The organism is Agrococcus sp. GCM10030265 (assembly GCF_042666675.1).
Taxonomy (GTDB): Bacteria; Actinomycetota; Actinomycetes; order Actinomycetales; family Microbacteriaceae; genus Agrococcus.
This window is the reverse complement of the sequence record NZ_JBHTCZ010000001.1, coordinates 742,948-769,093: the sequence shown is the minus strand read 5'-3', so window position 1 is coordinate 769,093 and position 26,146 is coordinate 742,948. Positions and strand designations below refer to the sequence as shown.

The 26,146-nt window shown below is 73.3% G+C and carries 22 protein-coding genes; 8 read left to right on the top strand and 14 right to left on the bottom strand.

Annotated elements, in window-relative coordinates; translation table 11 throughout:
* Positions 1 to 12: 12 nt before the first annotated feature.
* Positions 13 to 447 (bottom strand): hypothetical protein, encoded by a 435-nt coding sequence (locus ACFQPP_RS03740; RefSeq protein WP_376915178.1) that lies wholly within the window; start codon positions 445 to 447, stop codon positions 13 to 15.
* A gap of 123 nt (positions 448 to 570) precedes the next feature.
* On the opposite strand from ACFQPP_RS03740, the gene ACFQPP_RS03735 reads away from it, so the two are divergent.
* Positions 571 to 1,062, top strand: a complete 492-nt coding sequence (locus ACFQPP_RS03735) for a GNAT family N-acetyltransferase (protein WP_376915176.1) — start codon at positions 571 to 573, stop codon at positions 1,060 to 1,062.
* Positions 1,063 to 1,123: 61 nt separating this feature from the next.
* Here ACFQPP_RS03735 and ACFQPP_RS03730 read toward each other — a convergent pair whose 3' ends face one another.
* From ACFQPP_RS03730 to ACFQPP_RS03710, 5 genes are all read right to left on the bottom strand, one after another.
* The gene (locus ACFQPP_RS03730; protein ID WP_376915175.1) at positions 1,124 to 1,330 is read right to left on the bottom strand and encodes a DUF3618 domain-containing protein; all 207 of its coding nucleotides are present in this window, start codon (positions 1,328 to 1,330) and stop codon (positions 1,124 to 1,126) included.
* Complete coding sequence (locus tag ACFQPP_RS03725) at positions 1,327 to 1,779, bottom strand: phage holin family protein (protein ID WP_376915174.1); 453 nt, start codon at positions 1,777 to 1,779, stop codon at positions 1,327 to 1,329. The genes ACFQPP_RS03730 and ACFQPP_RS03725 overlap by 4 nt, the downstream gene beginning before the upstream one ends.
* A complete protein-coding gene (locus ACFQPP_RS03720) occupies positions 1,779 to 2,027 on the bottom strand; it encodes a hypothetical protein (RefSeq protein ID WP_376915173.1) in 249 nt (82 codons plus the stop codon). Before ACFQPP_RS03720 ends, ACFQPP_RS03725 begins: the two co-directional genes overlap by 1 nt.
* Before the next feature lie 206 nt (positions 2,028 to 2,233).
* Positions 2,234 to 4,174: a M13 family metallopeptidase gene (locus ACFQPP_RS03715; protein WP_376915171.1), complete on the bottom strand. Its 1,941-nt coding sequence runs from the start codon at positions 4,172 to 4,174 to the stop codon at positions 2,234 to 2,236.
* A 79-nt stretch (positions 4,175 to 4,253) separates the two neighbouring features.
* Positions 4,254 to 5,633, bottom strand: a complete 1,380-nt coding sequence (locus ACFQPP_RS03710) for an MFS transporter (RefSeq protein WP_376915170.1) — start codon at positions 5,631 to 5,633, stop codon at positions 4,254 to 4,256.
* 176 nt (positions 5,634 to 5,809) lie between these two features.
* Between ACFQPP_RS03710 and ACFQPP_RS03705 the strand changes: the two genes are divergently transcribed.
* The 4 genes from ACFQPP_RS03705 to ACFQPP_RS03690 all read left to right on the top strand — a co-directional run bounded on the left by ACFQPP_RS03705 (position 5,810) and on the right by ACFQPP_RS03690 (position 10,349).
* The gene (locus tag ACFQPP_RS03705; RefSeq protein ID WP_376915169.1) at positions 5,810 to 7,180 is read left to right on the top strand and encodes an LLM class flavin-dependent oxidoreductase; all 1,371 of its coding nucleotides are present in this window, start codon (positions 5,810 to 5,812) and stop codon (positions 7,178 to 7,180) included.
* On the top strand, positions 7,177 to 8,388 hold the full coding sequence (locus ACFQPP_RS03700; RefSeq protein ID WP_376915168.1) for an acyl-CoA dehydrogenase family protein: 1,212 nt from the start codon (positions 7,177 to 7,179) through the stop codon (positions 8,386 to 8,388). Before ACFQPP_RS03705 ends, ACFQPP_RS03700 begins: the two co-directional genes overlap by 4 nt.
* Before the next feature lie 19 nt (positions 8,389 to 8,407).
* On the top strand, positions 8,408 to 8,926 hold the full coding sequence (locus tag ACFQPP_RS03695; protein ID WP_376915167.1) for a DUF664 domain-containing protein: 519 nt from the start codon (positions 8,408 to 8,410) through the stop codon (positions 8,924 to 8,926).
* Positions 8,927 to 8,996: 70 nt separating this feature from the next.
* Positions 8,997 to 10,349: an MATE family efflux transporter gene (locus ACFQPP_RS03690; protein WP_376915166.1), complete on the top strand. Its 1,353-nt coding sequence runs from the start codon at positions 8,997 to 8,999 to the stop codon at positions 10,347 to 10,349.
* A 19-nt stretch (positions 10,350 to 10,368) separates the two neighbouring features.
* On the opposite strand, the gene ACFQPP_RS03685 is transcribed toward ACFQPP_RS03690, so the two are convergent.
* On the bottom strand, positions 10,369 to 10,674 hold the full coding sequence (locus tag ACFQPP_RS03685) for a hypothetical protein (protein WP_376915165.1): 306 nt from the start codon (positions 10,672 to 10,674) through the stop codon (positions 10,369 to 10,371).
* Positions 10,675 to 10,713: 39 nt separating this feature from the next.
* Between ACFQPP_RS03685 and ACFQPP_RS03680 the strand changes: the two genes are divergently transcribed.
* The gene (locus tag ACFQPP_RS03680; protein WP_376915164.1) at positions 10,714 to 11,910 is read left to right on the top strand and encodes an MFS transporter; all 1,197 of its coding nucleotides are present in this window, start codon (positions 10,714 to 10,716) and stop codon (positions 11,908 to 11,910) included.
* Positions 11,907 to 12,602: an endonuclease NucS gene (nucS, locus tag ACFQPP_RS03675; protein WP_376915163.1), complete on the top strand. Its 696-nt coding sequence runs from the start codon at positions 11,907 to 11,909 to the stop codon at positions 12,600 to 12,602. Before ACFQPP_RS03680 ends, nucS begins: the two co-directional genes overlap by 4 nt.
* Positions 12,603 to 12,761: 159 nt before the next feature.
* On the opposite strand, the gene ACFQPP_RS03670 is transcribed toward nucS, so the two are convergent.
* From ACFQPP_RS03670 to hemB, 3 genes are all read right to left on the bottom strand, one after another.
* Positions 12,762 to 13,028 (bottom strand): hypothetical protein, encoded by a 267-nt coding sequence (locus tag ACFQPP_RS03670; RefSeq protein ID WP_376915162.1) that lies wholly within the window; start codon positions 13,026 to 13,028, stop codon positions 12,762 to 12,764.
* A gap of 125 nt (positions 13,029 to 13,153) precedes the next feature.
* Positions 13,154 to 14,470 carry a glutamate-1-semialdehyde 2,1-aminomutase gene (hemL, locus tag ACFQPP_RS03665; RefSeq protein ID WP_376915161.1) on the bottom strand — a complete coding sequence of 439 codons (1,317 nt, stop codon included), beginning with the start codon at positions 14,468 to 14,470 and terminating at the stop codon, positions 13,154 to 13,156.
* Positions 14,471 to 14,593: 123 nt separating this feature from the next.
* On the bottom strand, positions 14,594 to 15,571 hold the full coding sequence (gene hemB, locus ACFQPP_RS03660; protein WP_376915160.1) for a porphobilinogen synthase: 978 nt from the start codon (positions 15,569 to 15,571) through the stop codon (positions 14,594 to 14,596).
* A 214-nt stretch (positions 15,572 to 15,785) separates the two neighbouring features.
* Here hemB and ACFQPP_RS03655 point away from each other — a divergent pair, with 214 nt between their 5' ends.
* The gene (locus ACFQPP_RS03655) at positions 15,786 to 16,541 is read left to right on the top strand and encodes a fructosamine kinase family protein (RefSeq protein WP_376915159.1); all 756 of its coding nucleotides are present in this window, start codon (positions 15,786 to 15,788) and stop codon (positions 16,539 to 16,541) included.
* 151 nt (positions 16,542 to 16,692) lie between these two features.
* Here the strand turns inward: ACFQPP_RS03655 and ACFQPP_RS03650 are convergent, their stop codons facing one another.
* The 4 genes from ACFQPP_RS03650 to ACFQPP_RS03635 form a co-directional block, all read right to left on the bottom strand.
* Complete coding sequence (locus ACFQPP_RS03650; protein WP_376915158.1) at positions 16,693 to 23,511, bottom strand: Ig-like domain-containing protein; 6,819 nt, start codon at positions 23,509 to 23,511, stop codon at positions 16,693 to 16,695.
* 388 nt (positions 23,512 to 23,899) lie between these two features.
* A complete protein-coding gene (locus tag ACFQPP_RS03645) occupies positions 23,900 to 24,178 on the bottom strand; it encodes a hypothetical protein (protein WP_376915157.1) in 279 nt (92 codons plus the stop codon).
* A gap of 119 nt (positions 24,179 to 24,297) precedes the next feature.
* A complete protein-coding gene (locus tag ACFQPP_RS03640) occupies positions 24,298 to 25,629 on the bottom strand; it encodes an MFS transporter (protein WP_376915156.1) in 1,332 nt (443 codons plus the stop codon).
* 67 nt (positions 25,630 to 25,696) lie between these two features.
* Positions 25,697 to 26,137 (bottom strand): MarR family winged helix-turn-helix transcriptional regulator, encoded by a 441-nt coding sequence (locus tag ACFQPP_RS03635; RefSeq protein ID WP_376915155.1) that lies wholly within the window; start codon positions 26,135 to 26,137, stop codon positions 25,697 to 25,699.
* Positions 26,138 to 26,146 lie beyond the last annotated feature (9 nt).

Below are 26,146 nucleotides of genomic sequence, written 5' to 3'. Positions count from 1 at the left end.
GCCCCCGCGGGCCTACGCCTCGCCGCGCGTCTCGTCCATCGAGCGCCACCGGTCGGGCGTGACGCGCAGCACGACGAGCGACGGATCGCCCTCGAGCCACGACCGCGCGAACTCGGCACCGCGCTCGCCGCCGAGGCTGCGGTGCGACATCGATCGCACGAGCTCGGGCAGGTCGACGGTCTCGTCGAGCACCACGGCGCCCTCGCCCGCCACGAACCGGTGGGGCGCTTCGGTCGTGTGCGCCGTCACCCAGGCACGGCCGGCGCCGAGCATGACGCGCGCCTTCTCGGACTCGCGGGGCGTGACCATGAGCACGCTCTCGCCGCGCACCTCGATCCAGATCGGCACGGCGACGCTCTCGCCTCCGTGGTGGGCGGCCACGACGGCCACGGTCGACTCGGCGAGGAACCGCCAGCGATCGGCGAGCGGCATGGTGAGTGCGGACACGGTCTCCCTCTCGGTCGAAGGCCGCCGCCGGCACGGATGCGCGGCGACGCATCGGGAGGAGCCAACGCGCACGTCGCGCGCGGGCTTCCCGCCGCGCGCAGCCGACGCCCGTATCCTTGCCTCATGGTCGGGGTCGGGGTCGAGGTGCGCGAGGCGACGAGCGACGACCTCGCCTCGCTCGAGGCGCTGCTGCAGCGGTGGGGCGCCGACGACGCACCCGACGAGAAGGTCGTGCGCTACCGCGAGCGGCTCGCGTCGAACGTCGAGAACCCGACGCACCACGTGCTCGTCGCGAGCGTCGATGGCGAGCTCGTAGGCTACGCGGCGGCGCAGGACTACGGTCCGGCGCTGCGGCAGGAGCGCTCGATCGCCCGCATGCACGACCTCTGGGTCGCGCCGACTGCGCGGGGCCGCGGCGCGGGCACCGCGCTCTTCGAGGCCGTGCGCGAGTGGGCGCAGCGCGAGGCGCGCATCGGGATGCTGCAGTGGCAGGCGAGCGACGTCGCCGTCGACTTCTACCGCACGCTGGGGCTCGAGGCCCTCGACGCCCAGGCACCGGCCGAGCCGGCGAAGGACTTCGCCCTCGCCGTGCACCTGCCGGGACGCGACGACTGACGCGACGCGGCCGCGACGAGCGGCGACCGCACCGCGCCCGCCGCTCGCGTCACGCGAGGCGTCAGCGGCGGCGCAGCACCAGCACGGTCACCAGGCCCGCGATCGCCAGCACGACGCCGCCTGCGGCGGCGAGGAAGGGCGTCGGGTTCTCGTCGAGGCGCTGGCGCGTGCGCTCGGCCACCTTCGCCGGGCTCACGCGGTCCTCGATCTCCTCGAGGGCGCGGCGCAGCTCCTCGCGCTGCCGGTCGACGTCACGCTGCTCGGTCATCGCTGATCTCCGTCCTGGCGGGTGTGCGTCGGGATGTCGTCGAGGGGCGACGTGCCGTCGGCCGCGTGGCCGAGCCCGCGCACCATGTTGACGTCGTCCTTGATCGAGTCGAGCGAGTCCATGTCCTTGAAGGCCGCGCCGCGCTTCAGCATCGGCAGGCCGACGAGCACGAGGATGCCGATGACGACGAGGAGGCACGCTGCCGTGAGCAGCGCCGCCGCCCACTCGGGGACGAGCAGCATCCACAGCGCGTTCACCGCGGCGAGCAGCCATCCGAGCATGAAGATCGCCATGACGGCGGCGACGGCGAGCAGCGCTCCGCCGACGCCCAGCTTCGCGACCTTGCCCTTGACCTCGGTCTGCAGGTTCTCGAGCTCGGCGCGGAACAGGTTCACGACGAGCGTCGGCACCTCCGCGAGGAGCTCGGGGAGCGACCGGCGCTCTGCCATCACGACTCCTTCGTGCGACGCGTCGCCTTGCGGATGGCCTTGGTCGCCGCGTCGGTCGCTGCGTCGACGACCTTGGGCGTCTGCGTCTCGACGAACTGCTGCACCTCGGCGCGAGGCTTCGACACCGCGCTCGAGTTCCACAGCTTGTCGGCTGCCGAGGCGATCTGCTCGTACCGCTGCCTGCCGGCCTTCGCGCCCAGCACGTAGCCGACGCCGATGCCCACCACGAAGAGGATCCTGCCGCGCATGTCGTCTCCCGTCGTCCATGAGCCGGGGCCGCGATCGCGTCCCCGACCTCACCACCCTAGCGACCGGCGGCCCAGTGCCGTCTGGGTGGTTGAGCGCCGCGGAGGGCCGTGCTAGCGACGTGCGCGCGAGGCCCGTGCGGGGTGCCACGCGACGACGGCGTCCGCCCCGCTCGGGGTGGACGCCGCCGTCGATGGATCGCTCGCGATCACCAGATCGTGACGCGCGCCTCCGGCGACAGCCACAGGGCATCGCCCTCGCGCACGTCGAACGCGTCGTAGAACGCATCCATGTTGCGCACGATCTGGTTCGTGCGGTGCTCGTTGGGCGAGTGCGGGTCGATCGACACGAGGCGGACGGCCTCCTCGGGACGGATCTTCATCTGCCACGCCTGCGCCCACGACAGGAAGAACCGCTGCGCGCCGGTGAGGCCGTCGATGACGGGCGCCTCGGCGCCGTCGAGCGAGCGCTGGTACGCCTTCCAGGCGATGCCGAGCCCACCGAGGTCGCCGATGTTCTCACCGATCGTGAGCGCGCCGTTCACGGGATGCTCGGGCGCCGCGGCGGGCGTGAGGGCGTCGTACTGGGCGATGAGCACGCTCGTGCGCTCCTCGAAGCGAGCCCGGTCGTCCTCCGTCCACCAGTCGCGCAGGCGACCGTCGCCGTCGTAGCGCGAGCCCTGGTCGTCGAAGCCGTGGCCGATCTCGTGGCCGATGACGGCGCCGATCGCGCCGTACGCCGCCGCGCGGTCCGCCTCGTGGTCGAAGAACGGCGGCTGCAGGATCGCCGCGGGGAAGACGATCTCGTTGAAGCCGGGGTTGTAGTACGCGTTGACGGTCTGCGGACCCATGAACCACTCGTCGCGGTCGAGGGGCCTGCCGATCTTGCCGAGCTCGCGGTCGTGCTCGAAGGCGGATGCGGCCTGCACGTTGGCGACGAGGTCGTCGCCCACCTCGAGCGACTCGTACGAGCGCCACCGCAGGGGGAAGCCGATCTTCGGCGTGAACCGCTCGAGCTTCTCGAGCGCCGCCTCGCGCGTGGCGGGGCTCATCCACTCGAGCGTCTCGATCGAGGCGCGGTAGGCGGCGACGAGGTGCTCGATGAGCTCGTCCATCGCGGCGCGCGCGTGCGGCGGGAAGTGGCGCTCGACGTACACCTTGCCGACGGCGTCGCCCAGGGCGCCCTCGACGAGCGCGACGCCGCGCTTCCACCGCGCCCGCTGCTCGGTCGCTCCCGTGAGCGCCGTGCCGTAGAAGGCGAAGGCGTCGCGCGAGATCGTCGTCGTGAGGTACGGCGCCCACGTGCGCACGATCGCGGCGCGCAGCCAGGAGCGCCACGCGTCGAGGCGCTCGGCGGTCAGCAGCGTCGCGACGCCCTCGAGGTACGACGGCTGGTGCACGACGACCTCGCGGTAGATGCCCTCCGGCGCCTCGACGGCGTCGAACCACGGCGCGAGCCACGCGTGGGTCTCGACGAACGGCTGCAGGTTGTAGGTGGCGACGCTGTCGCGCGAGGCGACGCGGTCCCAGTGGTGCGTGGCGACGTCGGTCTCGAGCGCGAGGATCGCCGCAGCCTCGGCGGAGGCGTCCGGGCGCTCGGCGTGCGTCAGCATCGTCTCCAGGTGCGCGAGGTACCTGGCGCGCGTCTCGGCGAACGACTCCTCGCGGTAGTACGACTCGTCGGGGAGGCCGAGGCCTCCCTGCACCACGTTGACGACGTAGCGCTCGGGGTCGCCCGGGTCGTTGTCGACGTACTGGCCGAAGAGGCCGGGGCCGCCGATGCGCTCCATGCTCGCGAGCGTGCGCAGCAGGTCGTCGACCGAGGCGATCGCGTCGACCTTCGCGAGCAGGGGCCGGATGGGGTCGATGCCGCGAGCGTCGATGGTCGCCTCGTCCATGAACGACGCGAAGAGGTCGCCGACCTTGCGCTGCTCGCTGCCGGGCTCGGCGTCCGCCGACTCCTCGATGATGGTGCGGACGGCCTGCTCGGCCTCCTCCGCGAGGATCGTGAACGACCCCCACCTCGCCTTGTCGGCGGGGATGTCGGTGCGCGCGAGCCACTTCGCGTGCACGTGCTGGAACAGATCGTCCTGCGGGCGGATCTCTGGGCTGAGCTCGGCGATGTCGATGCCGGAACGGGCTTCGGTCATGCGCTCGAGTCTAGGAGCGCGCGACCGGCAGCCCGTCCGGGCTCGCCTCGGATGGCGATGAGCCCGGACGGGCGTCGCGCTACGACCGGACGGCGGCCTGCTCGCCGTCGACGAGCGCATCCAGCTCGGCCTCGACGTCGCCCGATGCCGCGAGCTCGACGTCGTCGGCCCCGCCGTCCTTCGCGAAGATCGCCGCGATCGTCGTCAGCACGGCGTAGAGGCCGATGAAGACGCACAGGATCCACGGGCTGCCGCCCGCGAGCTCCACGAGCACGACGGCGAGCAGCGGCGTGAGGCCGTTCGAGAAGATCGAGCCCACCTGGTAGCCGAGCGAGACGCCCGAGTAGCGCAGGTCGGTCGGGAACTGCTCGGCGAACCACGCCGCCTGCGGGCCGTAGATCGCGTCGTGCAGCAGGTTCATGCCCACGAGGAAGACGAGCCAGAGGATCGCGAGCGGGCCGTGGTCGAGGAAGGCGAAGAACGGCCACACCGCGACGCCGATGCCGATCGCGGCGCCGATCGCGATGCGGCGGCGACCCACGCGATCCGACAGCCACCCCCACAGCGGCGTCGACACGAGGCTGACGGCGCCCACGATGAGCAGCGACTGGATGCCAGCAGCCGAGTCGCCGCGCGCATCCGCCAGGTAGGTGAGCGAGTAGACCGTGAGGATCGAGAACCAGGCGGGCTGCACGAGTCGCAGGCCGATCGTGACGAGGACGCCGCGCGGGTGCCGCCTCAGCACCTCCACCACGGGCAGTCGGCGCACGGCGCCCGCCTCCTTGATCTTGCGGAACTCGGGGGCGTCCTCGACGCCGAGGCGGATGACGAGGCCGATGACCACGAGCACCGCCGAGGCGAGGAACGGGATGCGCCACGCCCACTCCTGGAACGCCTCGGTACCGAGGATGCCCTGCACGCCCCAGATCGACGCCGTCGCGAGCAGCAGGCCGCCCGCCGAGCCCATCTGCGTGAACGAGCCGAAGAAGCCGCGCCTGCCGTCGGGCGCGTGCTCGACCGACAGCAGCGCCGAGCCGCCCCACTCGGCACCGGCCGACAGGCCCTGCGCGAGCCGCAGCACGACGAGCGCCACGACGGCCCAGATGCCGATCTGCGCGTACGTCGGCAGCACGCCGATGAGCAGCGTCGCGACGCCCATGAGCAGCAGCGAGCCGACGAGCAGCTGCTTGCGCCCGATGCGGTCGCCGAGATGGCCGGCGACGATGCCGCCGAGCGGACGGGCGAGGAAGCCGACGCCGTAGGTGGCGAACGACGAGATGAGCGCGACGGCCGGGGTCGTCTCGGGGAAGAACGTCGTGCCGAAGACGAGCGCCGCCGCCTGCGCGTAGAGGTAGAAGTCGTACCACTCGATCGTGGTGCCCACGAGCGCTGCGGCGAGGACGCGGCGGCGCTGCTGCTCGGGTGTGCGCGAGGGCTTCGCGCTGGCGGTCTGCGACATGACGGTGCTCCTGGGATCGGGATGCAGGCAACCGAAGCGCGGTGCGGCGAGGGCTGCAACGCTGCCGCGACGCACGACGTCACACGCCGTCACGCGGCGTGACGTGACGTGACGCGCCGGCAGCCTGCCGACAGCATGGGCGGGTCGCGTCGCCAGGGCGCGCAGGAGGAGGAGCCGTGCCCGACCGCCCGCCGCTGCGCTACGCAGCGTTCGTCATGGACACCGTCTCGCACATCCAGCACGGGCTCTGGCGGCATCCCGACGCGCAGCAGCACCGGTTCGACGAGCTGGACCTCTGGGTCGACCTCGCCAGGACGCTCGAGCGCGGCGGCTTCGACGCCATGTTCTTCGCCGACGTCGTCGGGCTCTACGGCCCGGCCGGTGGCGACTACGCGGTGAACGCGCGCGAGGGGCTGCAGATCCCCAACGGCGACCCCTCGGTGCTGCTCTCGGCGCTCGCCGCCGCCACCGACCACCTCGGCTTCGCCTTCACGTCGTCGGTGCTGCAGGCGCATCCGTTCGAGTTCGCCCGGCGAGCGTCGACCCTCGACCACCTCACGAAGGGCCGCGTCGGCTGGAACGTCGTCACGAGCGCGCTCGACGGCGCCGCCCGCAACTTCGGCGCCGACCGGCTCGAGGAGCACGACGAGCGCTACGTCTGGGCGCAGGAGTACGTCGACGTCGTGACGAAGCTCTGGGAGGGGTCGTGGGACGACGACGCATGGCGGGCCGACAAGGCGGCGGGCATCGTGTCCGATGCGCGCGGCATCCACCGCATCGACCACGTCGGCGCGCGCTACTCGGTCGCGGGTCCCCACCTGTCGCGGCCGTCGCCGCAGCGCACGCCCGTGCTGTTCCAGGCCGGCTCGTCGCCCGCGGGCCGTGCCTTCGCGGCCCGCAACGCCGAGGCGCAGTTCATCCTGTCGTCGACGCCCGAGAAGACCGCCGAGCTCATCGCCTCGACCCGCGACCAGGTCGAGGCCGCGGGCCGGGCCCGCGACGACATCCGCTTCTTCCTCGGCCTCGCCTTCGTCGTCGGCTCGACCGAGGAGGAGGCGCGGCGGCGCTCCGACGAGATCGACGAGCTGCTCTCGCCGGACGCGTTCCTCGTGCACTCGAACCTCGGCTTCGACCCCGACACCGGCGAGCGGCTCGACCCCGACACCCCCCTGTCGCAGGTGCGGACGCAGACGAACCAGTCGCACCTGCAGTGGCTGCAGGAGGCCGCGGGCGACCGCGAGCCCACCATCCGCGACCTCGCGGCGCTCTCGGCACGCATCCGCTCGCGCGTCGTCGGCACGCCCGAGCAGATCGCCGACCAGCTCGAGGCGTGGCAGGACGCCGGCGTCGACGGCATCAACGTCATCAACTGGACGATCCCCGGTTCGTTCGAGGAGGTCGCCGACCACGTCATGCCCGTGCTGCGCGAGCGCGGCCTCGCCGAGCCGCATCCCGAGACGCCGGGCACGCTGCGCTCGCGCCTCTTCGGCCACGACCAGCTGCCCGCGACGCATCCGGCGCGGCAGTGGCGCGGAGCGTTCTCGTGAGCGTCGCGCTCCGCACCGGGACGCTCGTGGATCGGTTCGCGGGCCTCCTCGAGGAGGTGCGCGCGGGCGCCGTGCAGCGGGAGCTCGACCGCGAGCTGCCGATCGAGCTCGTGCGCAGGCTCGCGGATGCAGGCGTCGGCCGCGTGCGCCTCCCCGCCGCCGACGGCGGCCTCGGCGCATCCATCGCCGAGTCGGTGGCGCTCACGATCGCCCTGTCGGCGGCGGATGCGAACGTGGGGCACCTGCTGCGCTCGCACGCCGGGTTCGTCGAGCTCGTGCTGCGACGCGCGCCTGGTCCCGAGCGCGATGCGTGGGTCGAGCGCATCGCCGACGGCGCGCTCGTGGGCAACGCCACGAGCGAGCTCACCGGCACGACGCTCGCCGACATCTCGACGCGCGTGACCCGGGCCGACGACGGGAGCGTGCGACTCGACGGCCGCAAGTTCTACTCGACCGGCACGCTCTACGCCGACTGGGTCTACCTCGCAGCCGCCGACGGCGATGCCCGCGTGACCTTCGCGGTGCCGACGGAGGCACCGGGCGTCGAGATCCTCGACGACTGGGACGGCTTCGGGCAGCGCGCCACCGCATCGGGCACGACGGTGTTCGACGACGTCGCCGTCGACCCCGCGTCGTTCGCGACCTACGGCGCAGGGCCCCTCACCCACATCCAGGCGTACTACCAGCTGCATCTCGTGGCGGTGCTCGCCGGCATCGCCGAGGCCGTCGTGCGCGACGCGGGCGACTTCGTGCGGCCGCGCGCGCGCTCGTTCGTGCACGCCAACGCGGCGAGGCCCGCCGACGACCCGCAGGTGCTCGAGGTCGTCGGACGGCTGTCGGCCACGGCCTTCGCGGTGCGCGCCGCCGTGCTCGAGGCCGCGCGCGCGCTCGACGTCGCCACCGACGCCGCACCGGGCGACGCGCTCGACGCCCGACTGCTCGAGGAGGCCGAGATCGCCGTCTACCAGGCGCAGGTGCTCGCGACCGATGCCGTGCCCGACGCCGCGACGCGCCTCTTCGAGGTCGGCGGCGCCTCGGCGACCGAGCGCACGCGAGCGCTCGACCGGCACTGGCGCAACGCCCGCACCGTCGCATCCCACAACCCCGCCGTCTTCAAGGCGCGCACCATCGGGGCGTGGGAGGTGTCGGGAACGGGTCCGCTCGGCGTGTGGCACCGCTACGAGACCGTGGGGCCCACGACGTTCTGACCGTGGCAGGGTGGATGCCGTGGGCGACGTCGAGGACGCACGGGAGCGCGCCGTGCTGGTGGCGGCGCTCGACGAGGCGCGCGCGCACGTGCTCGCCCAGGTCGCGCGCATGTCGGACGCCGACCTCGGCCGCGCAGCCGCACCCTCGGGGTGGACCGCGCTCGGGCTCGTGCGGCACCTCACGCTGTCGGACGAGCGCTACTGGTTCGAGACGGTGGTCGCCGGCGGCTCGCTCGACTGGTGGCCGACGGGCGCCCCGGGCGACGCGCTCGACCCCGACTGGACGGTGCCGCACGGCATGGGCGCTCGCGAGGTCGTCGACGCGTACCGCGCCGCCATCCGGCGCTCGGACGACGTCATCGCCGCCACGGCGCTCGACGCCGCGCCGCTGCGACCCGAGCCGGGATGGGTGGAGGCCGGGCGCTTCCCCGACGTGCGCAGCATCCTCGTGCACGTCATCGTCGAGACGAGCACGCACGCGGGCCAGCTCGACGTGGCGCGCGAGCTGCTCGACGGCGGCCAGCACATCGTGCTGTGAGGCGAGCGACGGGGGCGCGACCCGTGCGGCGCTCGGGCTGCGCGTCGGTGGCCGGGCGTAGCCTCGAGCGGTGAGCGAGCGCGCGACATCCACCCGCGCCGAGCGGCGTCTGCTCGATCGAGACATCGTCGCGCTCGCGCTGCCAGCCCTCGGGGCGCTCGTGGCCGAGCCCGCCTTCCTGCTCGTCGACACCGCGCTCGTCGGGCACCTGGGTGCGGCGCAGCTCGCGGGCGTCGGCATCGGTGCCACCGTGCTGCAGACCGCCGTGGGCCTCCTCATCTTCCTCGCGTACGGCACGACACCCGCCGTCGCACGCAGGCTCGGGGCGGGCGACCGCCCGGGCGCGATCCGCGCGGGCATCGACGGCATCTGGCTCGCCGTCGCGGCGGGCGCCGCGCTGCTGCTCGCCGTGCCCCTCGCCAGGCCGCTCGTGGCGCTCTTCGGCGCCGCCGGCGACGTCACGGGGCACGCCGCGACCTACCTCGGCATCTCGATCCTCGGCCTGCCCGCCATGCTCGTCGTGCTCGCCGCCACGGGGCTGCTGCGCGGCCTGCAGGACACCCGCACGCCCCTCGTCGTCGCGGGCGCGGGCTTCACGGCCAACGCGCTCCTCAACGTCGTGCTCATCTACGGGCTGGGGCTCGGCGTCGCCGGCTCGGCGATCGGCACCGTGATCGCGCAGTGGGGCATGGCAGCGTTCTTCCTGTGGTTCGCCGTGCGCGAGGCCCGCCGCGAGCGCGTGTCGCTGCGGCCGTCGCTCGCCGCCGTCGGCCGGGTCGCGGGCGTCGGGGTGTGGTTGCTGCTGCGCACGCTCTCGCTGCGCGTCGCGCTCATCGCCACCACCGCGGTCGCGACGCAGCAGGGCACCGAGGTGCTCGCCGCCACGCAGGTGGCCTTCGCCCTCTTCTCCACGCTGGCGTTCGTGCTCGATGCCCTCGCGATCGCCGGGCAGGCGATGCTCGGCAAGGCGCTCGGCTCGGGCGACGCTGCGCTCGCCCGGCGCATCACGCGGCGGCTCGTGCGCTGGGGGCTCGTGAGCGGCGTCGCGCTCGGCGGCGCGATGCTCGCGCTCGCGTGGGTCGTCGGCGGCGCGTTCACCTCCGACCCGGTGGTGCTCGGCCTGCTGCCGTGGGCGCTCGTGCCGCTCGCGCTCGCGCAGCCGCTCGCCGGGTTCGTGTTCGTGCTCGACGGGGTGCTCATCGGTGCCGGCGACGCGCGGTACCTCGCGTGGACGGGCCTCGTGAACCTCGCGCTCTACCTGCCGCTGCTCCTGCTCGCCCTGCTGCCCGCGGTGCCGCACGGCGCCGCGGCGCTCGCCGTCGTATGGGTGGCGTTCGGGTTCGGGTTCCTCGGGGCCCGAGCGCTCACGCTCGGCCTGCGCGCCCGGTCCGACGCATGGATGGTGCTCGGCGCGACGCGCTGAGCGCGCCGCTCCGCTCCGCTCAGCCCTCGCGCTCGAGCTGCTCGAGCGTGCGGTCGCAGAGCTCCTTCGCCTGCGCGAGGCCGAGGCTCGTCTCGAGGCGCGTCTGCTTGATCGCCTGGATCTGCTTGCCCGCACGGATGAGGTCGACGACCGCCGGCGACACCGGGTAGGGCCACGGCGGCTGCGCAGGTGCCGCGATCGTGCCGTTCGGCGCCTGGTAGCCGGCCTGCACGAACAGCCAGTCGAGCTGCTGCTCGAGCATCGCGATGCGCTGCTGCAACGGGGCGACCGCTGCCGCGACCGCGTCATCCACCTCGTGCGTCATGCCACCCACGGTAGGTGCGCCGGATGGGAGGATGGTGGGATGCGTGAGACGGTGCGGTGGCGGAACGCCGTGTTCGCCATCTTCTTCGCGATGGGCTTCGGCTTCGCATCGCTCGCGGCGCGCTTCCCCACCGCGCGCGACGCGCTCGACATCTCCGTCGACCAGCTCGGCCTCGCGCTGCTCGGCATCTCCATCGGCTCGATCACGGGCCTGTCGACCGCGAGCCACGTCATCGCCCGGCTCGGCACGCGCGCCGTCGTGTCGGTGGGCGTCGTCGTCGTCGCCGTCGGCCTCCTCGTCGCCGGCTGGGGCGTCGAGGTGCGATCGATGGGCGTGCTCGTGGCCGGCCTCGCCGTCACGGGCCTCGCGAACGGCATCACCGACGTCGCCATGAACCTCTCGGGCGCCGCCAACGAGCGCGCCCTCGCGAAGCCGATCATGCCGATCTTCCACGCGTTCTTCTCGTTCGGCACCGTCGCAGGCGCCGGCTTCGGCGCGCTCGGCGAGGCCACGGGCCTCGGCATGGGGCCGCAGATGACGCTCGTGCTCGTCGCGATCGTCGGCCTCGCCGTCGTCGTGCGCCCGCGCCTCGTCGAGCAGCCGATCCAGCCCGACGACCACGTCGGCTTCCGCGAGCGCCTGTCGGTGTGGACGGATGCGCGCACCTGGCTCATCGGTGCGCTCGTGCTGGGCATGGCGCTCACCGAGGGCTCGGCGAACGACTGGCTCACCCTCCTCATGGTCGACGGGCACGACTTCGACTCGGTGGGCGCCGCGCTCGCGTTCGCGCTCTTCCTCACGGCGATGACCGCGGGCCGCCTCGCGGGCGTGCCGCTCATCGAGCGCTTCGGACGCGTCGCGATGCTGCGCGCGACGGGTGCGCTCGCCGCCGTCGGCCTCGTGCTCGTCATCGTCGTCGACGATCAGACGGTCGCGCTCGTCGGCACCGTGCTGTGGGGCCTCGGCGCATCCCTCGGCTTCCCGATCGGCATGTCGGCCGCCGCCGACGACGCCCGCATGGCGACGGCGCGCGTCGGCGCCGTCGCGACGATCGGCTACGTCGCCTTCCTCGCGGGGCCGCCGCTGCTCGGCTTCCTCGGCGAGCACCTCGGCCTGCGCGACGCCATGTGGGTCGTGCTCGCCTTCGTCGTCCTCTCGCTCGCGACGTCGGCCGTCGCGCGCGAGCCGCGCACCGCATCCGGTGTGCCCGACCCTGCCGGAGAGGTCCGTCCATGAGGCTCGTCGTCGCGAACTGCTCCGTCGACTACACGGGGCGGCTGACCGCCCACCTGCCGCTCGCCACGCGCGTGCTCATGCTGAAGGCCGACGGCTCGCTGCTCGTGCACTCCGACGGCGGCTCGTACAAGCCGCTGAACTGGATGTCGCCGCCGTGCATCGTCGAGACGTCGCAGCCGAGCGCCGACCAGGCGGATGCGGGCGTCACCGAGCTGTGGACGGTGACGCACCAGAAGACGGGCGACGCGCTCGTCGTGCGGCTGCACGAGGTGCACGCCGACACCACGCACGAGCTGGGCGTCGACCCCGGGCTCGTGAAGGACGGCGTCGAGTCGCACCTGCAGGCGCTGCTCGCCGACCAGATCGAGCTCCTCGGCCCCGGGTTCGAGCTGTGGCGTCGCGAGTACATGACGCCCATCGGGCCCGTCGACATCCTCGCCCGCAACGAGGCCGGCGCGACGATCGCCGTCGAGATCAAGCGGCGTGGCGGCATCGACGGCGTCGAGCAGCTCACCCGGTACCTCGAGCTCATGAACCGCGATCCGCGCATCGCGCCCGTGTCGGGCATCTTCGCGGCGCAGGAGATCGCGCCGCAGGCGCGCACGCTCGCCGAGGATCGCGGCATCCGCTGCGTCGTGCTCGACTACGACGCCATGAAGGGCATCGAGAGCAAGCGCCCGACGCTGTTCTGACGCCGCGCGGGTGCGCCGGGGGCTCCTTCGCGCTTCGCAGGCGATCCCGGGTGGCCGAGGGGCATCTTCCCTCGGCCGTGCCGCATCGCCTGCGAAGCGGAGACGCACGGATGCGGCGCCGTCGGGCGGGGCTGCCACGCGGCGCCGCGCGCCGGCGCGTCAGTCGCGGGAGGCGTACGGCTCGACGTGGTCGGGCAGGGTGACGGGCGACGTGCGCGGCGCGGCGTCGTCGCGCGACGCGTACGGCTCGACGTGGTCGGGCAGGGTCACGGGCGACGTCCGGGGCGCGGGGTCGTCGTGGGATGCGTAGGGCTCGACGTGGTCGGGCGTCGCGCCGCGGGCTGCCTCGCCGCCGAAGTCGTGGTCGACGAACGGCACCGATGCGTCGGCAGCGGGGTTCTCGTGGGTGGCGTCTGCAGCACTCATGGCTCGGACGCTACGCCCGCGCCCGCGCGTCGGCTCGGGGCTTGACGCAGCGAGATGCGCACGTGTGCGGCGCGGCATGCGCGCAGGCGCGCTGCCGGCCCGCAGGCGTCCACGTCTCGCCGGGATCAGGCGGGGCGAGCCGCCGCCGCGGCGCGCGCCGCGGCCGGCAGCGCCGCGAGCACCCGGTCGATCGCGGCGTCGTCGTGCGCGGCCGTCACGAACCACGACTCGAACAGGCTCGGCGGCAGTGCGACGCCCCCGTCGAGCATCGCGTGGAAGAAGGGTGCGTGCCGGAAGGTCGCCTGCGCCTTCGCATCGTCGTAGGTGCGGGGCGCGGTCGCCGCGAAGGCGAGCGAGAACAGGCTGCCCACGCGCGGGATGGCGTGCTCGACGCCCTCGGCGGTCAGGGCATCCGACAGCCCGGCCGTGATGGCATCCGCCACCTCGTCGAGCCGCGCGTAGACGGCGTCGTCGGCGAGCCGCAGCTGCGTGAGACCCGCGGCCACGGCGAGCGGATTCCCCGAGAGGGTGCCCGCCTGGTAGACGGGGCCGAGCGGGGCGAGGAGGTCCATGACCTCGCGCCGACCGCCGAGGGCCGCGAGCGGCATGCCGCCGCCGACCACCTTGCCGAACGTGAGGATGTCGGGCGCCTCGTCGCCCGCGGTGCCCTCGATGCCCCACATGCCCGACGGGTGCACGCGGAAGCCCGTGAGCACCTCGTCGCTGATGAGCAGCGCACCGTGCGCGTGCGCCGTGCGCGCGAGGAAGGCGTGGAATCCCGGGCGCGGGGCGATGAGGCCGATGTTGGCGGGCGCGGCCTCGACGATGATCGCGGCGATGCGGTCGCCGTGCTCGGCGAACGCGGCCTCGACGGCGGCCTCGTCGTCGTACGGCAGCACGATCGTCGTGTGCGCGATCGCGTCGGGGATGCCCGACGACCCCGGCATGGCGAGCGTCGCGAGCCCCGACCCCGCTGCGACGAGCAGCGCATCCGAATGCCCGTGATAGTGCCCGTCGAACTTGATCAGGAGGTCGCGGCCCGTCGCGCCGCGCGCGAGCCGGATGGCCGTCATCGTCGCCTCGGTGCCGGTCGACACGAGGCGCACGCGCTCGGCGATGGGCACGCGCCGCGTGATCTCCTCGGCGAGGTCGACCTCGGCGCCCGTCGGGGCGCCGAACGACAGGCCTCGCGCCGCGGCCTGCTGCACGGCATCCACGATCGCCGGATGCGCGTGGCCGAGCAGCGCAGGCCCCCACGACGCCACGAGGTCGACGCGCTCGACGCCCTCGACGTCGGTGACGTACGGCCCTCGCGCGCTGCGGATGAAGCGCGGCGTGCCGCCCACGGATCCGAAGGCGCGCACCGGCGAGTTCACGCCGCCGGGGATCGCCGCCCGGGCGCGGTCGAAGAGGGCCTCGTTCGTGGTGGTGGTGTCGGTCATGCTGCGTCCCTGCTCGTCTGCGTCGTCGTGGTGTGCGTCTTGCAGGTGATCGAGGGGTCGGAGGGGCATCTTCCCTCCGCCACCCCGGATCGCCTGCAAGACGCGAACCGGGGTGCGGGCGCGTCAGCGCAGCGACTCCGCCAGCTCGACCGCCCAGTACGTGAGCACGGCGTCGGCACCGGCACGCACGATCGAGGTCACCGACTCGGCGATCGCGCGGTCGCGGTCGATCCAACCGTTGGCGGCCGCCGCCTCCACCATCGCGTACTCCCCCGACACCTGGTACGCCCACACGGGCACCTGCGCCTCGTCGGCGACGTCGCGCAGCACGTCGAGGTAGAAGGAGGCGGGCTTCACCATGAGCACGTCGGCGCCCTCGGCCTCGTCGAGCGCCGCCTCGCGCATGCCCTCGCGTGCGTTCGCCGGATCCTGCTGGTAGGTGCGCCGATCGCCCTGCAGGCTCGAGCCGACGGCCTCGCGGAACGGGCCGTAGAGGGCGGAGGCGTACTTCGCGGCGTAGGCGAGGATCGCTGCGTCCTCGTAGCCTGCGTCGTCGAGCGCGTCGCGCACGTAGGCGACCTGGCCGTCCATCATGCCGCTCAGCCCGATCATCGCGGAGCCCGCGTCGACCTGCGCGATCGCCATCTCGGCGTAGCGCTCGAGGGTCTCGTCGTTGTCGATGCCGCCCCACTCGTCGAGCACGCCGCAGTGGCCGTGGTCGGTGAACTCGTCGAGGCACAGGTCGGTCTGGATCACCGTCGCGTCGCCGAAGCGCTCGTCGAGCGCGGCGGTGGCGCGGTTGAGGATGCCGTCGGGGTCGACGCCGGCCGAGCCGGTGGCATCCTTGTCCTCCTCCTTCGGCACGCCGAAGAGCATGACGCCGCCGACGCCGGCTGCGATGGCCTCCTCGACGGCGCGGCTCGCGGAGTCGATCGTGTGCTGCACGACGCCCGGCATGCTGCCGATGGGTCGCGGCTCGGCGATGCCGTCGGCGACGAACATCGGCAGGATGAGCTGGCTCGGGTGGATGCGGGTCTCGGCCACGAGGCGACGGAGCGCCGGGGTGCGTCGGAGCCTGCGAGGACGGATCGTGGGACTCACGCGTCCAGCCTACGCGCGGGCCTCGCTCGGCTCGCGGGCGTTCGCCGTGGGCTGCGCCGGTGGCGGCGGAGGCGAGATGGGCGCCCGTCGTGCGCGGCGCTCGCCGTGGGCGGCGCTCGCTGTGAGCGGTGCTCGCCGCGGGCGGCGCTCGCTGTGAGCGGTGCTCGCCGTGGGCGGCGCTCGCCGTGAGCGTCGTCGCGAGGAGGATGGGTGGATGACGTTCACCAAGCGCGCACGCGGAGGGGCGGACGCCGCCGCGTGGGAGATCGCGAGCCTGCGGTGGCTCGCCGAGGCGGAGACGGTGGGTGGTGCCCGCGTCGCCCGCGTCATCCGACGCGAGGGCGCGACCATCGAGCTCGAGCGGCTCGAGCCTGCGCGGCCGACGCGGGCCGACGCCGAGGCGTTCGGCCGTGCGCTCGCCGCGACCCACGCCGCAGGCGCCGACGCGTGGCACGCTCCCCCGCCCGGCTGCGACGGCGTCGGATGGATCGGCCGCCAGCATCAGGGGATGACGCCCACGGCCAGCTGGGGCGAGGGCTTCGCAGAGCAGCGCATCCGCCCCTTCGTGCGCGCAGCGGTCGACGCCGGCCACCTCGACGCCGCCGGTGCGAGGGTCGTCGAGCGCGTCTGCGACGCCATCGCGGCCGGCGATCACGACGACGACCGCGCGCCCGCCCGCATCCACGGCGACCTGTGGAGCGGCAACGTGCTGTGGACGGCGACCGGCGCCGTCGTCATCGACCCGGCCGCGCACGGCGGGCATCCGCTCACCGACCTCGCGATGCTCGCGCTGTTCGGGCTGCCGCACCTCGACGTGGTGCTCGACGCCCACGCCGACGCGGCCGGGCTCGCGCCGGGCTGGCGCGACCTGCTCGGGCTGCACCAGCTGCATCCGCTCGCCGTGCACGCCGTGAGCCACGGTGCCTCCTACGGCGCCGAGCTCGTCGCCGTCGCGCGCCGCTACGCCTGACCCTGCCCACACTGATCGCTCGTCGGGGTCGCGAGCGACCAGTCACCGCAACGGGCGACCAGTCACCCCCTTCGAGCGGCCCGGGCACGACGACGGCCCCGGAGGCGAACCTCCGGGGCCGTCGTGATCGGCGCGTCAGCGCGTCAGCGCGTCAGGCCTCCTGGCCGTCCTCGCGTCGGCGACGGACGATCCAGGCCGCACCGCCGGCCGCGAGCAGGCCGAGGCCCGCCAGCAGCAGCCAGGTCGCGACGTCGCCGCCCGTGCGCGGCAGGTCGGGGCGACCGGGGGCGGGCGCACCCGGCCCCTCACCCTGACCCGGGCCGGCCGCGTCGTACGAGATCGTCACGGTCGACTGCGCGACGTTGCCCTCGGCGTCCACCGCCCGGTACTCGATCGGCGTCGGGTCACCCGTGAAGCCGGGTGCGGGCGTGAAGGTGATCGCGCCCGTCACCGGGTCGACCGTCCACGTGCCCTGGCCGGGAACCGTGACCGACGTGCCCCACTCGCCCGTCGCGGGGTCGCGGATCTCGACGGTCGTCGGGTCGAGGCTCGACGAGTCGTTCGCGAGCGGGTCGACCGTGACGGCCGTGCCGGGGGCGTTGCCCGTCGACACGTCGGGCACCGCGGTCGGCAGGTAGGTCACGACGACCTGCGCCTGCGACGCGTCGCCCGCCCGATCCGACACCTGGTAGGCGATCGGGGTCGGGTTGCCGATGAAGCCGTCCTCGGGCGTGAACGTGATGGCACCCGTCTCCGGGTCGACCGTCCACGTGCCCTCGCCGGGCACGACGAGCTCGGTGACGAGCTGGTCGCCGTCGACGATGCGCACCGTCGTCGGGTCGAGCGGACCGCGGTCGTTGCCGACCACGTCGATCGTCACCGTGGCACCCGGCTGGTTGCCGCGCGACTCGTCGTCGACCGCCGTGACGCCGTACGTCACGGTGACGGTCGCCGACACGGTGTCACCGGTGGAGTCGGTCACCTCGTAGGCGATGGGCGTCGGGTCGCCGTCGAAGCCGGCCTCGGGCGTGAAGGTGATCGCGCCCGTCGCCGGGTCGACCGTCCACGTGCCCTCGCCTGCGACGACGAGCTCCGTGACGCGCTCCTCGCCGTCGACGATCACGACCGACGCCGGGTCGAAGTCGCCCACGTCGTTCGCGAGCACGTCGACCGTGACCGTCTCGCCGGCCAGGTTCGCCAGGTCGGCGTCGTCGTTCGCGAGCGGCACGAAGGTGATCGTGATCGTCGCGGACACGACCTGCCCGGTGGCGTTCGCCACCTGGTAGTCGACCGGGGTCGGCTCGCCGAGGAAGGCGGGGTCGGGCGTGAAGGTGACCTCGCCCGTCTCCGGGTCGATCGACCACGTGCCCTCGCCGGCGACCACGAGGTCGGCGCCGGGCGCGAGCGCCTCGCCGGTCGCGGGGTCGATGAACGCGAGCGTCGCGCGGTCGAAGACGCCGCGGTCGTTCGCGAGCACGTCGATCGTCACGGGCTGCTGGATGGGCTGGTCGAGCGCCGCGTCGTCCACCGCGACCTGCGGGTAGTCGATCGTGACGATCGCCTCGGAGACGTTGCCGTCGCCATCCGACACCTCGTACGCGATGGGCGTCGGGTCGCCGAGGAAGCCCTCCTCGGGCGTGAACGTGATCGCGCCCGTGGCCGGGTCGATCGACCACGTGCCCTCGCCGTCGACGACGAGCGACGCACCCGGCTCGAGCGCCTCACCCGTCTCCGGGTCGACGATCGCGACGGTCGCGGGGTCGACCGCACCGAGGTCGTTGTCGAGCACCGGCACCGTCACGGCGACGCCGAGCTCGGGTGCGGTGGCCGCGTCGTCGACGGCGGTGATGCCGTACGTCACGGTCACGGTCGCCGTCGCCACCGTGCCGGTGGATGCCGTCGCCTGGTACTGGATGGGCGTCGGGTCGCCCTCGTAGCCCGCCTGGGGCGTGAAGGTGATGGCGCCCGTGGCCGGGTCGACCGACCATGTGCCCTGACCCGCGACCACGAGCGAGGCGCCTGCGGCGAGCGCGTCACCCGTCGCGGGGTCGACGATCGCGACCGTCGCGGGGTCGAAGACGCCCACGTCGTTCGCGAGCACGTCGACCGTCACGGCCGTGCCCTGCTCGTTGTCGACGTCCTCGTCGTCGTTCGCGATCGCCAGGAAGGTGATCGTGATCGTCGCCGAGACCACCTGGCCGCCCGCGTTCGCCACCTGGTAGGTGACGACGGTCGGGTTGCCGAGGAAGCCCTCCTCGGGCGTGAACGTGACCTCGCCCGTCTCGGGGTCGATCGTCCACGTGCCCTCGCCTGCGACGACGAGGTCGGCGCCGGGCTCGAGGGCCACGCCGGTGGCGGGGTCGACGAGCGCGAGCGTCGCGGGGTCGAAGACGCCCGGGTCGTTCGCGAGCACGTCGATCGTCACCGGCTCCGTGATGGGCTGGTCGAGCGCCGCGTCGGCGACGGCCGACTGCAGGTAGTCGACCGTGACGGTCGTGCGAGCGGTGCTGCCGGTCTGGTCGGCGACCTGGTACTCGATCACCGTCGGGTCGCCGAGGAAGCCGTCCTCGGGCGTGAAGGTGATCGCTCCGGTCGCCTGGTCGATCGACCACGTGCCCTCGCCCTCGACGACGAGCGACGCGCCGGGCGCGAGCGCCTCGTCGGTGGCCGGGTCGACGATCGCGACGGTCGCGGGGTCGAGCTCGCCGAGGTCATTGCCGAGCACGTCGACGGTCACGGCCTCGCCGAGCACGTTGTCGAGGTCGACGTCGGGCGTGAGCGTCGGGTCGTAGTCGACCGTGACGATCGCCTCCGCCGTGACGCCGTTCGTCGCCGTGACCTGGTAGCCGATGGGCGTCGGGTCGCCGAGGAAGCCCTCGGCGGGCGCGAACGTCACCGACGTCGTGGCCGGGTCGTACGTCCACGTGCCCTCGCCGTCGACCACGAGCGGCTCGCCCGCTGCGAGCGGCGTGCCCGTGGCGGGGTCGATGAGCTGCACCGAGCCGGGCACGAGCGCGCCGTCGTCGTTGCCGAGGATCTCGACCGTGACGTCGGTGCCGAGCTCGTTGCCGAGCGACTCGTCGTCGAAGGCGTCGGGGACGTAGCCCACGATGACGAGGGCCGTGGCCGTGTCGCCCGACTGGTCGGCGACGCGGTACGTCACCGGGGTCGGGTCGCCCTCGAAGCCGGCCTCGGGCGCGAACGCGATCGCACCCGTCTCAGCGTCGATCGTCCAGGTGCCCTCGCCGGCGACGACGTAGGGCGAGTCGGACGAGCCGAGCACGGCACCCGTCGTCGCATCCACGATCACGACGGTCGCCGGGTCGAGGTCGCCGAGGTCGTTCGCGAGCACGTCCCGCTCGACCGTCTCGCCGAGCGCGTTGCCGCGGTCGACGTCGTCGACGGCATCCGGCGTCGTGTCGACCGTGATGGTCGCCGTCGTCGGCAGGCTCGAGGGCGCGGGGCTCGACACCGTGTAGTCGACGGGGGTCGGGTCGCCGACGTAGCCCTCCTCGGGCGTGAACGTGACGATGCCCGTCGCCGGGTCGACCGACCACGTGCCCTCGCCGGGCACGACGAGGTCGTCGCCGGGCTCGAGCGCGTCGCCCGTCTCGGGGTCGATGAACGCGATCGTGCCGGGGTCGAGCGGGCCGGCGTCGTTCGCGAGGACCGGGATGGTCACGACGGTGCCGGGCGTGACGCCCTCGACGAGGTCGTCCCGCGCGACCGGCTGGTACGTGACGGTGATCGTCGCCGTCGCCTCGTCGCCGGAGACGTCGCTGACCTGGTAGTCGACCGGCGTCGGGTCGCCGTCGAAGCCGGCCTCCGGCGTGAAGGTCGTCGTGTCGGTGACCACGTCGTACGCCCACGTGCCCTCGCCGGCCACGACGAGCGTCGCGGATCCGGTGGGCTCGCCCGTCGCCGGGTCGAGGAAGGAGAACGCCTGGGTCGTCGGGTCGAAGATGCCCTCGTCGTTCGCGACGATGCCTGCGACGGCGACGGCGGTGCCCGGCGCGTTGCCGAGCGACTCGTCGTCGGTGCCCGCGGGCACGTAGCCGACCGTGACGGTCGCCCGCGTCGTCTCGCCGTCGACGTCCGTCACCTCGTAGACGACGGGCGTCGGGTCGCCGAGGAAGCCGTCCTCGGGCGTGAACGTGATCTCGCCGGTCTCGGCGTCGATCGTCCACTCGCCCTCGCCATCGACGACGTAGGCCTCGTCGGCCGAGCCGAGGACGGCGCCCGTCACGGGGTCGACGATGACGACGGAGGTCGGGTCGAGCTCGCCGGCGTCGTTCGCCAGGACGTCGACGGTCACGACGTCGCCGATGGCGTTGCCGAGGTCCTCGTCGTCGACCGCGAGCGGCGCGTACTCGACGGTGATCGTCGCCTGCGTGGGCTCGGAGCCGGGGCCCGAGACCTGGTAGTCGACGGGCGTCGGGTCGGTGAGGAAGCCGGGCTCGGGCGTGAACGTGACCGTGCCGGTGGCCGGGGCGAACGTCCACGTGCCCTCGCCTGCGACGACGAGCGGCGCACCCGGGGCGAGCGGCTCGCCCGTGGCGGGGTCGACGAACGCGAAGGTCGCGGGGTCGGTCGTGCCGCGGTCGTTCGTCAGCGGCGTGAGCGAGACGGGCTGGCCGGCGGGGTTGCCCGTCGACGCGTCGTCCTGAGCCTCCGGCTGGAAGCGCACCGTGACGGTCGCCTGCGTCGTCGTGCCCTGCGCATCCGCGCCCTGGTAGGTGATGGGCGTCGGGTTGCCGGTGTAGCCGGGAGCCGGCGTGAAGGTGATGTCGCCCGTGGCGGGGTCGATCGACCACGTGCCCTGGCCGGGCACGACGAGCGGCTGGCCGGCGGGGAGCGCGGCGCCGGTCGCGGGGTCGACGATCGCGACCGTGCCGGGCACGATCGGGCCGGAGTCGTTGTCGAGCACCGGCACCGTGACGGGCTCGCCGAGCGGGTTGGCGTCGCTGGTGTCGGCGACGGCGCCGGGCGCGTAGTCGACCGTGACGGTCGCCTCGGCACGGATGCCGTTCGGGCCCGCGACGCTGTAGTCGATGGGCGTCGGGTCACCCGTGAAGCCGGCCTCGGGCGTGAACGTGATGGCACCCGAGGTGGGGTTCACCGTCCACGTGCCCTGACCGGGCACCACGAGCTGCTTGCCGTCGCCGGGCGCGCCGACGATCGTGACCGACGTACGGTCGCCCGTGCCGTCGTTGCCGACGACGTCGACGGTGACGGGCTGGCCGACGGGGTTGCCGTTCGATGCGTCGTCCTGCGCGGGCGGTGCGTCGCGGTTCGGGGTGAAGGATGCGGTGTCGGAGGCCGTGGTAGGCGCGCCACCCGCGGGGGTCTGCTGCGTCGTGTACGAGACGGTCGCCGTGTTGTCGACCGTGCCCGTGCCCTGGAAGTCGGCGGCCGTCGCAGCGCGGGTCGCGGTGCACGTGACCGTGTTGACGGTGTTGAACTGGCCGAGCGGGTTCACGGTCGTCGCGCCGGCGGGGCAAGTGATGGTGAGGCCCGGGGCCGGGTCCGTGATCGCGATGTTCTGCAGCGGCACGTTGCCCGTGTTGGTCACGGTCAGCGAGTAGGTGATGGTCTGCCCGATCGCCGTGATGGGCCCGTTGTCGACCCACGTCTTGTCGAACGTCGCCGAGGAGACAGCCTCCTGGGTGGTGAAGGAGCAGACGATGTTCGAGCCGATCGCCGGGTTCTGCGGCATCGTGAACGACGCCTGCGGGCCGAAGCCCGAGCTGACGATCCTGTTGCCGTAGGCCGTGTCGCGGCAGACCCACTCCTGCGCGTAGTCGGGGCCGGGCGTCACGTTGCCGGCCGCAGGGCGCTGCTCGACCGTGATGGTCTGTCCGGGGAGCACGATGACGGGGCCGACGGGGTTGTTCGTCACGGCCTGGCCCGTGCCGGTCGTCGTCTGCGACGTCGACGGGTCGGTGGGGCTCAGGTCGCCGCCGCCGATGACGACCTGGAACTGGTCGTTCGGGCTCTGACGGGGCTCGTCGAGGACGACCTCGCCGCGGACGGTCGAGGGCGAGGCGCACGACGCGAGGTCGGTGAGACCGCCAGCAGCGGGCCCGGTCAGGCTCGTGCGCGAGACGACCTCACCGTTCGACGGGTTGACGCGCAGGAGCTGCGGGGTCCCGGTCGTGGTGCCAGTCGGCGTCTGGCCGAACAGATAGAGGTAGCCGTCCGCTCCGAACGCGATGGAGTTGAGGCCACGCACGTTGTCGATGAGGCCGCCGAGAGCGGTCGCGGTCGTGGTCGTGGTGCCGGTCGTGGGGATGCCGCCCGTGACGCGGTACAGCTGAGCGTTGTCCGAGCCCTGGTTGGTACCGGTGCTGTTGCCACCGGTCACGACGTACATCGTGCCGGCCGGCGAGAAGGCCAGGTCACCGTTGCCGCCCGCGGCTCCCGGCAGCGAGACCGTGGCCGCGCTGGGGAGGATCGTGTTGGTCGCGGGATCGTAGGAGTGCACCGTGAGGGACGCCGATGCCGTGGCCTGGTTGTAGACCGCGCCGCCATAGATGTAGCGGTTCGTCGCGAGGTCGTAGCCACCCATGGTGTTCCACGAGGCGTTGGGCTGCGCCGTGCCGCCTGTCGCCGTACCGCGCGGCGTCGTCTGCGGCGGCAGGTCGGTCGCGGGCGTGTACTCGTAGACGTTCGAGGTCGCGAGCGTGCCGTCGGTCCAGAACACCTGGGCACCATCTCGCGAGACCGCCAGCTGGTTCAGCGTCACGTTGGCCGTGATGCCGGGCGAGTACGCGACCGAGGTAGCGCCGGTGACCGGGTTGATGGCGAAGATGTCGCGCGGGTTGCTCGGGTTTGCGGCGCTGTTGCCCGTGGCGTACAGCGTCGGTGCGCCAGGAGCGGTGCAGGTGAAGTTCGGCGCAGCAGACGCCGTCGGCGCCTCGATCGCCGGGCTCGCGACGGCGACGGCGACGAGGCCGCCCGCCACGAGCATCGTGGACAGCGCACCTGCGAGCGCTCGCTTGAGTCGCTTGGGGAATCCGCTGGGGGTGTGCTGTGTAGCCGAATCGCGCACGATCGCTCCGGGTCTCTCGAACCTGACGGGGAACACGGCGTCGCAGGAAGGACCGATGGAGCATCGGGGTACATGGCGCCAGACCGGACTCTATCCGCCTTCGAGGAAGTTTCACGAGCACTTTCTTTGAACTTCTCAAGCATTCGGAGTGTCGCAATCCGATCTCGCCGCTGCTTCGAACGCTCGGGCTCGAGAGTGTCGAGATGGCGACGTACCGCTGCCTGCGGGGTACGGCGCGCACCATCGGCACGGCGAGCGCGCGCCGTCCGGATGCCGCTGGCGCATGCGCGTCACGCATGACGAGGTCCTACGCGTCGTCTCCCGGTGCTGCGAGCCGCGCCTGCCGCTCGCGCAGATCGTCGATCGCGAGGTCGGCGCCGACGATGTCGGTCAGCGGATCCGCGACGGGCCCCACGGCGATCGGGATGCCGAGCCCCACGAGGAGGTCGCACGACTCCGCCCCGGTCTCGGCCACGATCGGGATCGAGACGACGTCGACCGCGCCGTGCTCGGCGAGCGCCTTCGCGTAGGCGAGCAGCTCGATCGCGACCCGATCCGACGACGTCAGCGCCTGGCCCCCGTACATGATCGCCCGCATCCGCTCCCCCGCACCTCGTCCGTCCCCATGCCAACGGTGCGCCCCGCCCGCACGGCACCGCAAGGGGGCTCACCCCGAGTTGCGGCGCGCGCCGATCGGTGGTGCGGCTAGCGGTGCGAGCGCTCGCGTTCGGCCTCGCGGATGGCGGAGGCGTGCTCGTCGAGCCGGTCGTCGACGAGGACGACGGGCTCGGCCGGCGCGTCGCCGGCCACCGTCGGCAGCACGCGCTCGGCGGCCGCCTCGGCCGCCTCGACCCCCGCGGTGATGCGGTGGCCCGATGCCGCGAGCAGCGCCACGGCACCCAGGATCGCGACCACGGCGATCCAGAACGGCACGTGGATGCTCACGGCCGTGCCGACGACCCCGGCGACGAACGGCGCGAGGCCGCCGCCGAAGAACCGCACGAACGAGTACGAGGCGCTCGCCACGGGTCGCTCCACGGGAGCGACCTGCATGACCGCCTGCGTCACGAGCGTGTTGTTGAGGCCCGAGCAGATGCCCGAGACGACGACGGTCGCGACGAGCACCGCGGCGACGTCGGTCCAGATCGCCATGGCCGCGAGGTCGAGGGCCATGAGCACGAATGCGCCGATGAGCACGGGCACGAGCCCGAGGCGGCGCTCGAGGCGCGGCGCGACGACGACGGCGAACAGCGCGACGAGCACGCCCCATCCGAAGAACACCATCCCGAGCGCGATGGCGTCGAACCCCAGCAGGAGCGGCGCGTACGCGAGCACCGTGAAGAACGCCCAGTTGTAGAGCAGGGCGACGAGGCTCAGCACGAGCAGGCCGCGATGCCGCAGCGCACGCAACGGGGCGCCGAGCGAGAGGGGCTGCGCCGTGGTCGGCTGGTTCGGCACGAACAGGATCGTGCCCACGAGGCCGACGAGCATGAGCGCCGAGACGCCGAGGAACGGCCACTGCCAGCCGGCGGAGCCGAGGATGCCGCCGAGCAGCGGGCCGACGGCGATGCCGATGCCCATCGCCGCCTCGTAGATCGCGATGGCGCCGGGCACGCCGCCCGTCGCGGAGCCGACGATGACCGCGAGGCTCGTCGCGATGAACAGCGCGTTGCCGAGGCCCCAGCCCGCACGGAAGCCGACGAGGGCGCCGATCGAGGGCGAGAGGCTCGCGAGCGCCGCGAAGGCGACGATGATCACGAGCCCGAGGATGAGGGTGCGCTTGCCCCCGATGCGGCTCGACACCCATCCGGTGCCGAGCATCGCGACGGCCGTGACGAGCAGGTAGCTGGTGAAGAGCAGCTCGACCTCCGCGTGGCTCGCGTGCATCTGCTCGCCGATCGCAGGGAGGATCGGGTCGACGAAGCCGATGCCCATGAACGAGATCACGCACGCGAATGCGACGGCCCAGACCGCCTTCGGCTGGCGGAGGAGGCTCGGGGGTGCGGCGTGCGCGGCGGCTGGCGTGGCGGTGGGCATGGACGGATGTCCTCTCTCGTGACGTGCGACGGCGTCGCGAGAGGCGCCGGGGCGTGGGATGCGGTGGCTACCGCGCGGAGGCGGAGACACCCGGGGTCGATGCGAGGTGCTCGAGGGCGGGCACGGCGGCGGCGAGCGCGCGGCGCTCGTCGGGGTCGAGCTCGCGCAGCACGTGCTCCAGAGCGGCGGCGCGCGCGGCGCGACGCTCGGCGCTCAGCGCGGCGCCGGCATCCGTGATCGCGACGAGCACGGCGCGGCCATCGCTCGGGTCGTGACGGCGCTCGACGAGACCCTCGCGCTCGAGGCGCCGCACGAGCTGCGTCATGGCGGGCTGCGTCACGTGCTCGGCGGTCGCGAGCGCCGTGAGCCGCACGGGCCCGTCGGTCGCGAGCGTGAAGAGCGTGGATGCCGCGACGGACGAGAGCCCGCCGGGCAGGTCGGCCGAGCGCACGAGCCGCGTGATGCGCTCGAGCGCGGCGCTCAGCCGCACCACCTCGCCAGATTGCATGCACTCATT

Coding starts and splice junctions, on each gene's coding strand:
- ACFQPP_RS03735 (WP_376915176.1), top strand. CDS start 571: ATGGTCGGGGTCGGGGTCGAGGTGCGCGAGGCGACGAGCGACGACCTC.
- ACFQPP_RS03730 (WP_376915175.1), bottom strand. CDS start 1,330: ATGACCGAGCAGCGTGACGTCGACCGGCAGCGCGAGGAGCTGCGCCGC.
- ACFQPP_RS03725 (WP_376915174.1), bottom strand. CDS start 1,779: ATGGCAGAGCGCCGGTCGCTCCCCGAGCTCCTCGCGGAGGTGCCGACG.
- ACFQPP_RS03720 (WP_376915173.1), bottom strand. CDS start 2,027: ATGCGCGGCAGGATCCTCTTCGTGGTGGGCATCGGCGTCGGCTACGTG.
- ACFQPP_RS03715 (WP_376915171.1), bottom strand. CDS start 4,174: ATGACCGAAGCCCGTTCCGGCATCGACATCGCCGAGCTCAGCCCAGAG.
- ACFQPP_RS03710 (WP_376915170.1), bottom strand. CDS start 5,633: ATGTCGCAGACCGCCAGCGCGAAGCCCTCGCGCACACCCGAGCAGCAG.
- ACFQPP_RS03685 (WP_376915165.1), bottom strand. CDS start 10,674: ATGACGCACGAGGTGGATGACGCGGTCGCGGCAGCGGTCGCCCCGTTG.
- ACFQPP_RS03680 (WP_376915164.1), top strand. CDS start 10,714: ATGCGTGAGACGGTGCGGTGGCGGAACGCCGTGTTCGCCATCTTCTTC.
- nucS (WP_376915163.1), top strand. CDS start 11,907: ATGAGGCTCGTCGTCGCGAACTGCTCCGTCGACTACACGGGGCGGCTG.
- ACFQPP_RS03670 (WP_376915162.1), bottom strand. CDS start 13,028: ATGAGTGCTGCAGACGCCACCCACGAGAACCCCGCTGCCGACGCATCG.
- hemL (WP_376915161.1), bottom strand. CDS start 14,470: ATGACCGACACCACCACCACGAACGAGGCCCTCTTCGACCGCGCCCGG.
- ACFQPP_RS03655 (WP_376915159.1), top strand. CDS start 15,786: ATGACGTTCACCAAGCGCGCACGCGGAGGGGCGGACGCCGCCGCGTGG.
- ACFQPP_RS03650 (WP_376915158.1), bottom strand. CDS start 23,511: ATGCTCGTGGCGGGCGGCCTCGTCGCCGTCGCCGTCGCGAGCCCGGCG.
- ACFQPP_RS03645 (WP_376915157.1), bottom strand. CDS start 24,178: ATGTACGGGGGCCAGGCGCTGACGTCGTCGGATCGGGTCGCGATCGAG.
- ACFQPP_RS03640 (WP_376915156.1), bottom strand. CDS start 25,629: ATGCCCACCGCCACGCCAGCCGCCGCGCACGCCGCACCCCCGAGCCTC.
- ACFQPP_RS03635 (WP_376915155.1), bottom strand. CDS start 26,137: ATGCAATCTGGCGAGGTGGTGCGGCTGAGCGCCGCGCTCGAGCGCATC.